The organism is Stackebrandtia nassauensis DSM 44728 (assembly GCF_000024545.1).
GTDB lineage: Bacteria > Actinomycetota > Actinomycetes > Mycobacteriales > Micromonosporaceae > Stackebrandtia > Stackebrandtia nassauensis.
The window spans coordinates 3,899,022-3,912,042 of the sequence record NC_013947.1 but is presented as its reverse complement, the minus strand read 5'-3'; the positions used below and the strand labels follow the sequence as shown (position 1 = coordinate 3,912,042).

Genomic DNA, 13,021 nt, shown 5'->3' with positions numbered 1-13,021 from the left:
CCCGGTTCCGGACAATCGGCTTCCGGTTTAGGAAAAGTCCGCCTAGTCTTTTTCGCATGCCGAAGAACATCAGCCCTACCGCGCGGGCGCTGCGCACCCTGGAGATCCTGCAGGCGCGGCCCGGCACGACGGCCGGGGAGCTTGCCGAGCGGTTGGGGGTCACGGAGCGGGCCGCGCGGCGATACGTCGGCATCCTGCGCGAGGCGGGCATCCCCGTCGATTCGGCGCGCGGGATCTACGGCGGTTATCGGCTCGGTCGCGGTATGAAACTGCCTCCGGTCGTGTTCACCGAGACCGAGGCGCTCGGGCTGGTCATGGCGGTGCTCGACAGCCAGCCAGCGGCCACCGACGTCGACGACCTCATCGGGTCCGCTTTGGACAAGGTCATTCAGGCGCTGCCCGAGCGCGTCCGGCAGCAGGCCGCGGCGTTGCGGGAGCACGCCTCGGCCGCGCCCGATCGTTATTCGGCTCGTCCCGATCCGGCCGTCACCAGCGCGCTGGTCGCCGCCGCGGCGGCACAGCGTCGTGTGCTGCTCGAATACCGCAGCGAGTCCGGCAACCAATGGCAGACCGAAGTGGACCCCTGGGCCGTCGTGGTCCGCTACGGCCGCTGGTACCTGCTGTGTCACTCGCATCGCGCCGACGCGACCCGCACCTACCGCATCGACCGCGTCCGCAGCCTCCAGCAGACCGAGCACGAGTTCACGCTGCCCAAGGATCTGGATCCGGTGGCGACCCTGGAGGAGAGCCTGGGTATGGGCTGGGAGTACCCCACCCGGGTGGAGTTCGACCTCCCGTTGGCGGAGGTGGCGCCGTGGATCCGGCCGCCCATGGGACGGCTCGAACCGGCGCCGCACGGCTGCGTGCTCGTCGGCAGCACCAGCAATCCGACGATGTACGCGCAGGAATGGCTTCCGAACGTGCCCTTCGCTTTCCGGGTCACCGGCGGAAAGGAACTGCGCGCCGCCGTCGCGATCGTCGCTTCCCGATTCGCCACCGCCGTGCCGGAACAGCGCGACTAAACAGCCGCACTCATCCGGGTGGCCTCCTACCGCGGTAGGAGGCCACCCGTCGTCATGGCCGGGGTTCGGTCCGGCGGGATGAGGTGTCGCGCGCCCCGTGCCCGGAGTCTGGCGGTGACGAATGAGGAGGTTGTCGGAATGTCCAACGATGAGCCCCGCGAGATCGCGGCCGACGACGAGAACGAGACGACGGCGACAAACGCCCGCACCGAAACGGATCCGGGCGGTCGTCCGAACCGCCGCCGACTGCTGCGAGGCGCCGCGATCGGCGCCGCCGGACTCGCGGTGGGGGCGGTGGGTGGTGTGTTCGTCGGCGCCGACGCCAACGTTCCCCAGACCCCACCGACGCAGAAGCGCCGCTTCGAGGACAAGGTCGTCCTGGTCACCGGCGCCACCTCCGGGATCGGCGCCGCCGCCGCGAAAGCGTTCGCGGCCGAGGGCGCGAAGGTCGGGTTCTGCGGCAGGCGCGTCAAACGCGGCGAGCAGGTCGAGGCGGAGATCCGCAAGGCCGGTGGCGAGGCGACGTACATCAAGGCCGACGTGCGCTCCGAGGACGAGGTCGCCTCCTTCGTCGACACTGTCGTCGAGACCTACGGTGGCCTGCACGTCGCGTTCAACAATGCCGGAACCTCGATGGAGAAACCGTTGCACGAGTTCAGCTCTGGCGAGTTCGACGAGATCTTCGAGACCAACATCAGGGGGACCTTCCTGGCCATGAAGTACGAGATCCCGCATCTGCTGGATTCCGGTGGCGGCAACATCCTCATCACGTCCTCGGTGAACGCGTTGTCGTCGCGCAAGGAGCAGTCGGTCTACGCCGCCAGCAAGGCCGCCCAGGCCGGGCTGATGCGCTCGGCGGCCTTGGACTACGGGCCGCACGGCATCCAGATCAACGCCATCCTGCCCGGCCTTACCGACACCGAACTCGCCCGGCGACTGTCTGGTGTGGACAATTTCCCGGACGAGGTGTTCCACGTGGGGGCCAGCCAGTTCGCCAAGGACCACGTCCCGGCCGCCGGACGGATAGCGCGCGCCGAGGAGGTCGCCGCGCTGGCGTTGGCGCTGGCCTCGGGGGAGTACCCGTTCATGATGGGTTCCCAGGTGGCCATCGACGGCGGGCAGACCGCCTTCTCCTCGTGAACCCGCGGGTGTGAGGCGTCCGGCCGGGCGTCTCACACCCGGTCAGTGGCGAAATCCCCGCATAAGGTGGAGCGATGTTCGGGTCCAACCTCCAGCAGGTGTTCGGTGTGCGGTATGCACCGGTGCGCATGCTGGCCATGGCGGCGTTGTCGGCCGGATACCTCGGCTTGCGGGCCGACGGCGTCACGACCGCCGACTGGCTGTTCGCGGCGGCGGCGGTGGTGCTCGGCGGTCTCGCCAGCGCCGTCCCGCTGGCGGCGGCGATCGCGTTGGCGGCGTTGCTGGCGGTCGCGGCCACCGTCGGCGGCGATGGTCCGGCGGTGATGCTCGTGAAGATCTTCGCCAGTTTCGCGCTGTTCGAACTGGCCGCCCGCCGCCCGGCCCGGTGGGCCGGGATCGCCGCGGTGGCACTGGTCGTGGGCTCGCTGGCGGGCAAGGTCGACCGGTTGCCGCAGGATCTGCCCGCCATCGGTTACGGCCTGGTCGTCGTGCTCGGCGTGCCGTTGCTGCTGGGAACCCAGCTGCGCTCGGCCTGGCGGCTGACCGAACAGGCCGAACAGCGGGCCCGCGCCGAAGCCCAACGCGCCGAGGCGGAGATACGGCGCCGGGCCTCGGACGCGCGTGCCGCTAGGGCCTCGGAACGGGTCACCATCGCCCGGGAACTCCACGACCTGGTGGCCCACCAGATCGCCTCGATACTGCTGCGCGTCGGCGTCGCCCGCGAGGTGCTTCCCGACCTGGGGCAGGCGACGAAGGAGACCCTGGACGACGTGCACGACTGCGCCGCCACCGTCCTGGACGACCTGCGCCGCCTGGTGCGGATGCTGCGCTCCGGCGAGGGCATCTCGCTGATCGAACCCAAGGGCCTGCGCGAGGCCATCGAGGAGACCACCGAACGCGGGCGGCAACTCGGGTTGGACATCACCGCGTCGTTCGACGAGTCCATCGGTCACATCGACGCCGTGCGTGCCCTGACCGTGCTGCGACTGTGCCAGGAGGGCCTCACCAACGTCGCCAAACACGGCGGCCCCACCGCCCGGGTGAGCATCGCGATCCGGCACGACACCGAGGGCGCGATCCGGTTGGAGATCGACGACGACGGCGGCGGACGGCAACCGCAGACCATAAGCGACGGAAGCGGGTTCGGCTTGATCGGCATGCGGGAACGCGTGGAACTGCTCGGCGGGGAACTGGACGTCGGACCCACATCGGACGGTTGGCGGTTGCGCGCGGTCCTGCCGCAACCCACCGACGCCGTCCCCGCCCCGGCGCCCGAGCCGCGCCCGGCGGTCGCGTCATGATCCGGGTGCTGCTGGTCGACGACCAACGCCTGATCCGGGCCGGGCTGCGGATGCTGTGCGAACCGGCCGCCGACATCGAGGTGGTCGGCGAAGCCGACGGCGGCCAGGCGGCGGTGAGGCTGGCCGGGGAACTGTGTCCCGACCTCGTCCTGATGGACCTGCGCATGCCCGGCATGGACGGCATCACCGCCACCCAACGGATCCTGGCCGAGCGACCGTCGACCCGCGTCGTCGCGCTGACCACATTCGACGATGACGACCACCTGTACCCGGCACTGGCGGCGGGAGCGTGCGGATTCCTCGTCAAGGACACCTCACCGAACGAACTGCTGGAGGCGATCCGAAAAGCCGCCGACGGAGACACCCCCTTCAGCGCCGGAGTCGTGAAACGCATCGTCGACAGTGCCGTTCGAGCCCGCGCGAGCGTTCCCACCGCCACACTCCCGAAACTGACCACCCGGGAACGCGAAGTACTCGCGCTGGTCGGCGCCGGGTACGCGAACGTCGACATCGCCGAGCGCCTGCACCTCGGGGTGACCACCGTCAAGACCCACATCGCCAGCCTGATGACGAAAACGGGCTGCTCCAACCGGGTCCGGCTGGCGGTGCTGGCCGTCCGAAGTGGCACCACGACCGAGTGATGCGGCGGCACTCAGCGGCCAGGCGGTCGGGCGCCGGTTCGGTAGGGTGACGTCGTGTCCCCCCAATCGCGGCTCGGGGTTGACTTCGGTACCTCGCACACCGTCGCGGTGCTCCATCGTGACGGTGCGGTCGTGCCGCTGTTGTTCGACTCCTCGCCGCTGCTGCCCTCGGCCGTGTACGCCGAACCCGATGCGCGCCTTGTCGTCGGCGCGGACGCCCGCAACGCGGCGCGACTCGAACCGGCCCGCTTCGAACCCCACCCCAAACGGCGCGTCGACGACGGCCTGGTGTTGCTGGGGGACAAGGAGTTCGGCGTCGAGGAGCTGTTCGCCGCCGTACTGACACGGGTGCGGCTGGAAGGTGAACGCGTCCTCGGCGGCCCGGTCGAGGCGGTGACCCTGACCCATCCGGCGGTATGGGGTTCGGCGCGGCGACTGACCTTGGAGGACGCGGCTGCGACCGCCGGGTTCGGCGACGCGCGTCTGGTGTCCGAGCCGGTCGCCGCGGCCAGCTACTTCACCCACGTACTGCGACACGAGCTACCGCACGGTCGCGGCATCGTCGTCGCCGACCTGGGTGGCGGCACGTTCGACGCCTCGGTCGTGGTCAACACCCCCGACGGGTTCGAGGTGCTGTCGGTGGACGGCGTGGACAACCTCGGCGGGGTGGACATCGACCACGCGCTGGTGGCGCTGCTGTCCGGTCGCTACGGTGACCAGCCACAGTGGTCGCGCCTGGTGAACCCGCAGACGATGGAGGACCGGCGGGCTCGCCGCGCCCTGTACGAGGACGTGCGCATCGCCAAGGAACAGCTGTCCCGCCGCGCCCGCGCCGAACTTCCCGTCCCGCTGCTGGGAACCGACACCCACATCACCCGCGACGAACTGGAGGAGCTGACCCGCCCGCTGCTGGAACGCGCGGTGCGGGTCACCCAGGCGGTCAGACGCGCGTCGCGGCTGCCCGAGGATCGACTGTCCGATGTGTTGCTGGTCGGCGGGGCCAGCCGGATGCCGTTGGTGGCGGGCATGCTGCACCGGGCGCTGGGGACACCACCGGTGGTGCTGGAGCAGCCGGAGCTCGTCGTGGCACAGGGAGCGACGTTGTACGAACCGGCCTCGAACGGGGTCGCCGCCGCGTCGGAACCGACGCGAAGGCGTGCGGCGCCAACGCCAACGCCGTCGTCAGAACCGGACCCCGATCGCGAGCCCCACAACGAGCCCCCGCAAACCCTGAGCGACAGACCCACCACCGCCGTACGGGCAGCACGCATGCTCATGTGGGTCAACGGCGCCATCGCAGCCTTGTGGATCTTCGTCCTCGTGGTGGTGGCAGACGACGTCACCAGCTACTCCACCGGCGATGAGGGAATCGGCTACCTCGAACCGTTGCTGGCGCTCGTCCCGATCGCCATCGCTCCCAACGCCGTCGCGTTGCGTCTGGCGGCCATACTGTCCAAACAGCGCACCCGCTTCACACGGTTCTTCGCGCTGGCCATGAATGCGGCGATCGCCACCGCTGCCGCGGCGATCGCGATACACGCCAACACGCAAGAGCCGCCCAGCTACATAGAACTCACCGTCACGATGTCCCTGTTGGCATTCGCGCAAGTGTGCCTATCCGTCACCTGCGTGGTACTGCTGAACACTTCCAGCGCTTCGCGGTGGTTCGCCGTCACGCCGCCGGTCACCGCCCCACCACCGATGCCGGTGCCTGTCGCACGGATTCTGATGTGGATCGTCACGGTGTCGGGCGCGGTCGCGGCGATCCCCGTCGTTGTCCTGGTCGGCCAGAACGCCCACGGCTACGACTACATCAGCCCGCAAATCACGGAACACGTGCGAAACGTCGACTTCACCACGGCGTTGGCGGTTCTTCCGGTCCTGCTCGTCGTCCTCTTCACCATCTCGGGGATCACCGCCGCCAGGCTGAACCTCCGCTGGCGTCGAGTGTGGATGGTGGCCGTCGTCGTCCACGTGGCGATCCCCATCGCCTGCCTGTACATCATAAGCGTCCTCGCGAACTCGCCCCACGACACCGCTGAGGCGGCTTTCCTGATCGTCGTCAGTGCCATCGTCGGTGCGCTGTCCATTGCCATCCTGGCGTTGCTGCTGGCGAAAACGGCGCGACAGACCTTCGCCCACCGCGCATAACCCGAGCTCAAGTAGCCATGGTTGTATCTCTACCTAGGTCATAGTAGTGTCTCTACCTAGGGTTCGTTCGGCAGAGGAGATCCCGTGGATCGACAGAGATCAGACTTCGAGGAGTTCGCGATCGCGTGCACGCCAGCGCTGCTGCGCTCGGCGTACCTGCTCACCGGCGACCGGCATCTGGCCGAAGACCTAGTGCAGTCGGCGCTGGCGCGTACTCACCGAGCCTGGAAACGCGTGGGGCGCGACGGAAACCCGCAGGCGTACACCCGCAAGACCATGTACCACCTCCAGGTGTCGTGGTGGCGACGCCGCAAGGTGCCCGAAAGCCTCACCGACATTCCCGTCGAACGCCCGGTCGCCGACGCCACCGGCGAGGTCGACCTGAAGGTGAGTTTGCGCGCGGCGCTGTTCCAGCTGTCGCGTCGGCACCGGGCCGTCGTCGTGCTGCGGTACTTCGAGGACCGCTCCGTGGCCCAGACCGCCGAGATCCTCGGCCGTTCCGAGGGGACGGTCAAGACCCAGACGCTGCGTGCCCTCAGCAAGCTGCGTTCCGTGCTGCCCACCCCTTTCGAGCTGACCAATGGAGCCACCTCATGACCGTCAAGCACCTCAAGACCACCGCCACGATCGCCAGCCTGCTCCTTGCCAGCGGCGTCGTCGCCAGCGTCACCGCGGTCGCCGACGGCAACCAACGGGCCGCCAGCGACAGTCTCACCGGCACCTTCTACGAGGCGGTCTCGAACAGCGACGGCGATGAGGGTCTGGCGTCTTGGACGACAGGCGACCCCACGAGGACTGAAGTCATTCCGCCGGGAACCGACGACGGCCTGTATGGCCAAACCGGCGCCATTTCGCCCGACGGCGAGTACATCGCCTATATGACCGACGACGTCGGCGGCGCCAACGGGAACCTGATCAAGGTCCGCGACCTCGACACGGGAAAGATCACCAAGGTCGCGGAGTACTCGGGCCAACAGAAGACCTGCTCCTTCCCGACCTGGGCGCCCGACAGCCAGCGGCTGCTCGTCGACAAGGGCTCCGACTTCGACGACCGCGCCGGATTCGTCGACATCGCCGACGGCAGCTTTGACCCCGTGGCTGTTCCGCATCCGTGCGACATGCGGGCCGCGAAGGACGGCAGTGTCTACAGCACGGCGAAGGCCGATAACAGCACAGTGGACGTCTACGTGACCGACGCCGACGGCAAGACGAAATCCGTCGGTGCCGCCAAAGCCGTCGAGGCGGCCAGCGAATGGTCCCTTGTAGGGCTCGGGGCGGTGTCACCCGACGGCCGGTTCCTGTGTGTGTACGCCAGTGAGGGGTACTACGAGGACCTGGAAAACCGCGACATCTACTGCGACACGATCCTGGACACCGCCAGCGACAAAACAGTACTGAGCAGCAACGCCGAAACAGGCTACTGGCATGCGGGCCCCTCGGTCTTCGCGGTTCCCGGCCGCGTGGTCGTCGAATCCGACCAGGACGAAATCGACGCCGAGGAATACCAGCACCTGTACGACACCCGAGGCGAACTTATCGACGAGGTCGCATCGACACCGGATGGTGTCGTGGCCGAGGACCCGGCCATCGGATTCGTCCCACAGTGAACAGAACCGAGCAAGCCACGCGGCAGAACTGACCGTCCCCGGTTAGTCGACGATGAACCAGTTGTCCTTCTGGTACTCCAAGGTGACGTCGCCGAGGTCGTTGGCCCCGAACGTGGCGTCGGCCTGCACCGCCGACGCGGGAATATCCACAGTTCCCGGACCCTGCTTCTTCACCTGCGACGTGTCGATGGTCGCGGTCTCCAGCGCCTTGAGCTGATCGGCCGAGAACATCCCCAGCATTATCTTGAAGTTCGACTCGCAGTCGCCGGGGACCGTGTCCATGGCGGGCTTGGCGATCTCGCACATCGTGTCCAGCTCGCTCTTACCCACGGCGTGCAGGTAATCCTCGTACCGGTCGACCGCCGCGCCACTGGTCTTGGGCACCTCAGTATCGGCGGCCGACGGCGAACTGGATGGCGAGCTCTTCGACGACGACGCCTCATCTCTGGGTTTGGCGTCGTCCTTGGACGCGTTGTCCTTGCACGCGGACAGCGCGAGGGCGGCGACCAGCATGATGGCGACGGCACGAAGCACGGGGAATCGCATGGGACAATATTGCACGCCCCCGACTTCAAAACGGCTTCACGTCGCTTTCGCGGCGAATTGTGCTGTTGGTACGGTTTCCGGCAGCGTCTGGACCCCGGCAAACAGGAGCTGTTGTGGAAAAGTTCATCGAAACTGTCAACACCATCAATGACAACTACTGGCTTTTCCTGGTCATCCCACTACTGACCATCGCCAGCCTGTACTTCACGTTCCGTTCCCGTGGCGTCCAGTTCCGACTGTTCCCGCAGATGATCCGCAACCTCAAGGAACCACCGGCCGTCGCCGAGGACGGACGCAAGGGGGTCTCGGCGTTCGGGGCCTTCGCGATCTCGGCCGCCGCCCGAGTGGGCACCGGGAACGTCGTCGGCGTGTCCATCGCCATCAGCACCGGCGGACCGGGTGCGGTGTTCTGGATGTGGACGATGGCCAGCCTCGTGGCCGCCGCGGCGTTCGTCGAGTCCACTTTGGCGCAGGCGTACAAGGTCCGGTCGGAGTCCGGCTTCGTCGGCGGTCCCGCGTACTACATGCAGCACGGGTTGAAGCGGCGGTGGCTGGGCGTCGTCTTCGCCGTCGTACTGATCTTCACCTTCCCGGTGACGTTCATGATGGTGCAGAGCAACACCTTCACCTCCGCGATCAACGGGTCCATCGACGCGTTCGGCGGGACGTCGGGCACCACCACGTCCATAGTGATCACTTCTGCCCTGGTGGTCCTTCTCGGTCTGGTCATCTTCGGTGGCGCTCGCCGGGTCGCGCACGTCTCGGAGTACATGGTGCCGATCATGGCGGGCCTGTACCTGATCGTCGGCATCCTGGTGGTGGCGGTCAACATCGAACAGCTCCCCGGGGTGTTCACCGGCATATTCGAATCGGCCTTCGGGCTGCGACAGATCGGCGGCGCCACCATCGGCACCGCCATCATCATCGGCGTTCAACGCGGCATGTTCTCCAACGAGGGCGGCCTGGGCTCGGCCCCCAACGCCGGAGCCACCGCGTCGGTCTCGCACCCGGTCAAACAGGGCCTGACCCAGTCGTTCGGCGTCTTCTTCGACACGATCTTCATCTGTTCGATCACGGCGTTCATCGTGCTGGTCTCCACGCCCGAACTCGGTAACCCAAAAACCGAGGATGCGCTGACCCAGATCGCGGTCGACGACAACCTGGGCTCCTGGGCGGTACACCTGCTCACCGTCATCCTGCTGTTCCTGACCTTCACCTCATGCATCGGCAACTACTACTACGGCGAGACCAACCTGCGATTCCTCACCACCAACCGGCACGCGGCAGTGTGGTTCCGGATCGCGATCCTGGGCGTCGCCTTCGTCGGTGGCCTGCTTGCCCTGCAAGTGGTCTGGGCTCTGGCGAACGTGACCATGGGTGTCATGGCGGTGGTGAACCTGGTCGCGATCGTGCCGTTGGGCGGCATCGCCCTGAAGCTGCTCAAGGATTACGACGAGCAGCGCAAGGCCGGGCTCGACCCTGTCTTCACCCGCGACCGCATACCCGAACTGGAGGGAACACAGTGCTGGGAACCGATCCGCGAGAAGGTGCGGTGAACGCGGGTTGTCCGTTTCGTGACCATCGAAGCCGACAATCCCGGCCATGCCACCTGTGCGCGCGACCGTAGCCGCGGCGACAGTACGCGTCAACGCGGCGGTCCGTAACTTCTTCGCCCGTCACCAGTCCCTTTGAGGTGTGCTGAGCCGGGTGGTGGCGTGCGGTATGGCACTCAGGTGTCAACGCAGCGTCAAGACGCGGTGCTTCTCACCGATCCGGCGACGGGTAGGGTCTGAGCCAGGTGTGCCGGGAAGTCTGGTCGGCGTCGTCCATAGTGCTCGATGCCGAAGGAGTTCCCCGTTGCGTGCCAGTGACCTGGCCGCGCCGTTTCCGACCGTGGAGTTTTCCACCACGGGTTTGGAAGCCGCGCGCCTGTTGGCGGGCCAAGACCTGCCCGGTTTGATCGTCATCGACCAGGATGGTCGGCCATCCACGATCCTCGCCGCCACGGACGCCGAAACCCTGCTGGGGGCCATTACGCTGGACGCGCTCATGGACCGGCTGGTGGCCACATGAGCGTCATCGCCTGGGTCGCGGTGGCGGTCTTCGTCGGCGCCTATGCCCTGATCGCGACCGAGAAGATTCACCGCATCGCCGCCGCGTTGGGCGGAGCGGCGATCATGCTCGTCATCGGCGCCACCACACCCGAAGACGCGTTCTTCAGCGAGAAGTCAGGCATCGACTGGAACGTCATCTTCCTGCTGCTGGGGATGATGTTGATCGTGTCGGTACTGCGCCGCACCGGGGTCTTCGAGTACCTGGCGATCTGGGCGGTCAAACGCGCCGCAGGCCGCCCGTATCGGGTGATGGTGCTGCTGGTCCTGGTCACCGCGCTGGCCTCGGCAATCCTGGACAACGTCACCACGATCCTGCTCATCGCCCCGGTGACGTTCCTGGTGTGCGAGCGGCTGAAGGCACCGGTGGCGCCGTTTCTGATCGCCGAGGTGTTGGCCTCCAACATCGGCGGAACCGCGACCCTGGTCGGGGATCCACCCAACATCATCATCGCCGCTCGCGCCGATCTGTCCTATAACGACTTCCTCATCCACCTCGCGCCGATTGTGCTCATCCTGCTGGTGGTGTTCATCGGATTGTGCCGCGTCATGTTCCGTTCCGCGTTCACCTACGACCCCGACACCGCCGCCCAGCTGGCGCGGCTGCGCGAACGCGACGCCATCAAGGACTCCCGACTGCTGGTCATCAGTTTGGTGATGCTGGTCGTGGTGACGGCCGCGTTCATGGTCCACACCGTCATCCACATCGAACCGTCGGTGGTGGCGATGGTCGGTGGCCTGGGCCTGTTGGCGTTGTCGCGTTTGAACACCGACGCGGTGCTCAAGGACGTCGAGTGGCACACGCTGGTGTTCTTCGCAGGTTTGTTCATCCTGGTCGGTTCGCTGGTGTCCACCGGCGTCATCGCGCACGTCTCGCAGGCCGCCACCGAAGCCACCGGTGACCGGGTACTGGGAGCGTCCATGTTGCTGCTGTGGGGGTCGGCGTTCCTGTCGGCCATCGTGGACAACATCCCGTACGTGACGACGATGAGCCCGGTCGTGGCCGACATGGCCGCGGCTCAACCCGGCGACAGCGGCCAGGTGCTGTGGTGGTCGCTGGCCCTGGGCGCCGACCTCGGCGGTAACGCCACCGCCGTGGGCGCTTCGGCCAACGTCGTCATGCTGGGCATGGCCGAACGCGCGGGCAAGAAGATCAGCTTCTGGCAGTTCACCAAGTACGGACTCGTCACCACCGTCGTCACCATCGCCCTGGCCACGCCCTACCTGTGGCTGCGCTACTTCGTACTCACCTGAGGAAACCCCGTGCCCCTGCTGTTGTCCTTCGCGCTGTTGCTACTGGCCGCGGTCTTGTTGTCGTCACTGGCACACCGCACGATCCTGTCCACCGCCGTGCTGTTCCTGGCCGGGGGATTCGTCCTCGGCGACGGTGTCCTGGGTGTCATCTCGCTGACCCCGGCCGACGACTCGGTGAAGATCCTCGCCGAACTGGCGCTGTTCGCGGTCCTGTTCACCGACGGCATGAAGGTCGGCTGGCCGCAACTGCGCCGCGCCTGGCGGCTGCCGGGCCGGGCCCTGGGGTGGGGGATGCCGCTGACGCTGGCCGTCACCGCCGTGGCGGCGCACTTCATCGTCGGCCTGGACTGGCCGGAGTCGCTGCTTTTGGGCGCGGTCCTGGCGCCCACCGACCCGGTGTTCGCCTCGGCGCTGGTCGGCAACGAGAAGGTCCCGCACCGGCTGCGGCACCTGCTCAACGTCGAATCCGGAGTCAACGACGGCATCGCGCTGCCGTTCGTGATGGTGTTCCTGGCGGTGTGCGCCGGATCCGGCGACCTCGGGGTGGGCGAGTTGGGCCTGGAACTGTTGCTGGGGTTGGTGATCGGCGTGGCCGTCCCGTGGCTGGCGCTGCGGCTGGAACGGCTGCGCTTCTTCGCGGCGTCCACTCAGTACGAACCGCTCAACGCGGTGGCCATCGGCATCGTGGTCCTGGCGGTGTCGCAGGCCGTGCACGGCAACCTGTTCATCGCCGCGTTCACCGCCGGGATCACCGTGGCCACCTTCGGTCCCCGGCAGCGCCACGCCTTCGAGCACTTCGGCGAACTGGGTGCCGAACTGCTCAAACTCGCCGCGCTGTTGGTGTTCGGGGCGTTGATCTCCCCGGTGTTCCTGGCCGAGATCGGCGTGGCCGGATGGGTGTTCGTCGTCGTGGCGATCGTCGTGGCCCGGCCGGTCGCGCTGTGGGTGTCGTTTCTGCGGGCGGGGCTCAACCTGCGCGAGCAGGCCGCCGCCATGTGGTTCGGCCCCAAGGGTTTCGCCTCGGTCGTGTATGGACTGATCGTGTTGGAGTCGGGCATCGCCGCCGCCGACGTGCTGTTCCACCTGATCGCCGGGGCCATCGTGGTGTCCATCCTGCTGCACTCCTCCACCGACGTGGTGGTGGCCCGGTGGTTCGACGACTCGGACGAGACCCCGGCCTGGCACCGGCACGTCCGCCGCCTGCGCGGCCGCAAGGGCGCCAACGGCGAGACCTGATCGCGCCGCCCA

General features: G+C 67.4%; 12 protein-coding genes. 11 read left to right on the top strand and 1 reads right to left on the bottom strand.

What is annotated here, in order from left to right:
- Positions 1-56 precede the first annotated feature (56 nt).
- The 7 genes from SNAS_RS18135 to SNAS_RS18100 all read left to right on the top strand — a co-directional run bounded on the left by SNAS_RS18135 (position 57) and on the right by SNAS_RS18100 (position 7,862).
- Positions 57-1,022, top strand: a complete 966-nt coding sequence (locus SNAS_RS18135) for a helix-turn-helix transcriptional regulator (RefSeq protein WP_013018907.1) — start codon at positions 57-59, stop codon at positions 1,020-1,022.
- Between the two features lie 138 nt (positions 1,023-1,160).
- On the top strand, positions 1,161-2,162 hold the full coding sequence (locus SNAS_RS18130) for an SDR family NAD(P)-dependent oxidoreductase (protein WP_013018906.1): 1,002 nt from the start codon (positions 1,161-1,163) through the stop codon (positions 2,160-2,162).
- A gap of 74 nt (positions 2,163-2,236) precedes the next feature.
- Positions 2,237-3,463: a sensor histidine kinase gene (locus tag SNAS_RS18125; protein ID WP_013018905.1), complete on the top strand. Its 1,227-nt coding sequence runs from the start codon at positions 2,237-2,239 to the stop codon at positions 3,461-3,463.
- The gene (locus SNAS_RS18120; RefSeq protein WP_013018904.1) at positions 3,460-4,104 is read left to right on the top strand and encodes a response regulator; all 645 of its coding nucleotides are present in this window, start codon (positions 3,460-3,462) and stop codon (positions 4,102-4,104) included. Before SNAS_RS18125 ends, SNAS_RS18120 begins: the two co-directional genes overlap by 4 nt.
- Positions 4,105-4,158: 54 nt before the next feature.
- The gene (locus SNAS_RS32960) at positions 4,159-6,255 is read left to right on the top strand and encodes an Hsp70 family protein (RefSeq protein ID WP_013018903.1); all 2,097 of its coding nucleotides are present in this window, start codon (positions 4,159-4,161) and stop codon (positions 6,253-6,255) included.
- Between the two features lie 84 nt (positions 6,256-6,339).
- Positions 6,340-6,852: a SigE family RNA polymerase sigma factor gene (locus SNAS_RS18105; protein WP_013018902.1), complete on the top strand. Its 513-nt coding sequence runs from the start codon at positions 6,340-6,342 to the stop codon at positions 6,850-6,852.
- Positions 6,849-7,862 (top strand): TolB family protein, encoded by a 1,014-nt coding sequence (locus SNAS_RS18100; protein WP_013018901.1) that lies wholly within the window; start codon positions 6,849-6,851, stop codon positions 7,860-7,862. Before SNAS_RS18105 ends, SNAS_RS18100 begins: the two co-directional genes overlap by 4 nt.
- Before the next feature lie 42 nt (positions 7,863-7,904).
- On the opposite strand, the gene SNAS_RS32955 is transcribed toward SNAS_RS18100, so the two are convergent.
- Positions 7,905-8,408 carry a hypothetical protein gene (locus SNAS_RS32955; RefSeq protein WP_013018900.1) on the bottom strand — a complete coding sequence of 168 codons (504 nt, stop codon included), beginning with the start codon at positions 8,406-8,408 and terminating at the stop codon, positions 7,905-7,907.
- A 113-nt stretch (positions 8,409-8,521) separates the two neighbouring features.
- On the opposite strand from SNAS_RS32955, the gene SNAS_RS18090 reads away from it, so the two are divergent.
- From SNAS_RS18090 to SNAS_RS18075, 4 genes are all read left to right on the top strand, one after another.
- On the top strand, positions 8,522-9,964 hold the full coding sequence (locus SNAS_RS18090) for an alanine/glycine:cation symporter family protein (protein ID WP_013018899.1): 1,443 nt from the start codon (positions 8,522-8,524) through the stop codon (positions 9,962-9,964).
- A gap of 301 nt (positions 9,965-10,265) precedes the next feature.
- On the top strand, positions 10,266-10,481 hold the full coding sequence (locus SNAS_RS18085; protein WP_052305051.1) for a CBS domain-containing protein: 216 nt from the start codon (positions 10,266-10,268) through the stop codon (positions 10,479-10,481).
- Entirely contained in the window at positions 10,478-11,773 is a 1,296-nt protein-coding gene (locus tag SNAS_RS18080; protein ID WP_013018898.1) for an ArsB/NhaD family transporter, read from the top strand. The genes SNAS_RS18085 and SNAS_RS18080 overlap by 4 nt, the downstream gene beginning before the upstream one ends.
- A gap of 9 nt (positions 11,774-11,782) precedes the next feature.
- Entirely contained in the window at positions 11,783-13,009 is a 1,227-nt protein-coding gene (locus SNAS_RS18075; protein ID WP_013018897.1) for a cation:proton antiporter, read from the top strand.
- Positions 13,010-13,021 lie beyond the last annotated feature (12 nt).

Bases quoted from the DNA above. Each gene is read 5' to 3' on its own strand.
- SNAS_RS32955 (WP_013018900.1), bottom strand. From the start codon at position 8,408: ATGCGATTCCCCGTGCTTCGTGCCGTCGCCATCATGCTGGTCGCCGCC.
- SNAS_RS18130 (WP_013018906.1), top strand. From the start codon at position 1,161: ATGTCCAACGATGAGCCCCGCGAGATCGCGGCCGACGACGAGAACGAG.
- SNAS_RS18125 (WP_013018905.1), top strand. From the start codon at position 2,237: ATGTTCGGGTCCAACCTCCAGCAGGTGTTCGGTGTGCGGTATGCACCG.
- SNAS_RS18135 (WP_013018907.1), top strand. From the start codon at position 57: ATGCCGAAGAACATCAGCCCTACCGCGCGGGCGCTGCGCACCCTGGAG.
- SNAS_RS18120 (WP_013018904.1), top strand. From the start codon at position 3,460: ATGATCCGGGTGCTGCTGGTCGACGACCAACGCCTGATCCGGGCCGGG.
- SNAS_RS18100 (WP_013018901.1), top strand. From the start codon at position 6,849: ATGACCGTCAAGCACCTCAAGACCACCGCCACGATCGCCAGCCTGCTC.
- SNAS_RS18080 (WP_013018898.1), top strand. From the start codon at position 10,478: ATGAGCGTCATCGCCTGGGTCGCGGTGGCGGTCTTCGTCGGCGCCTAT.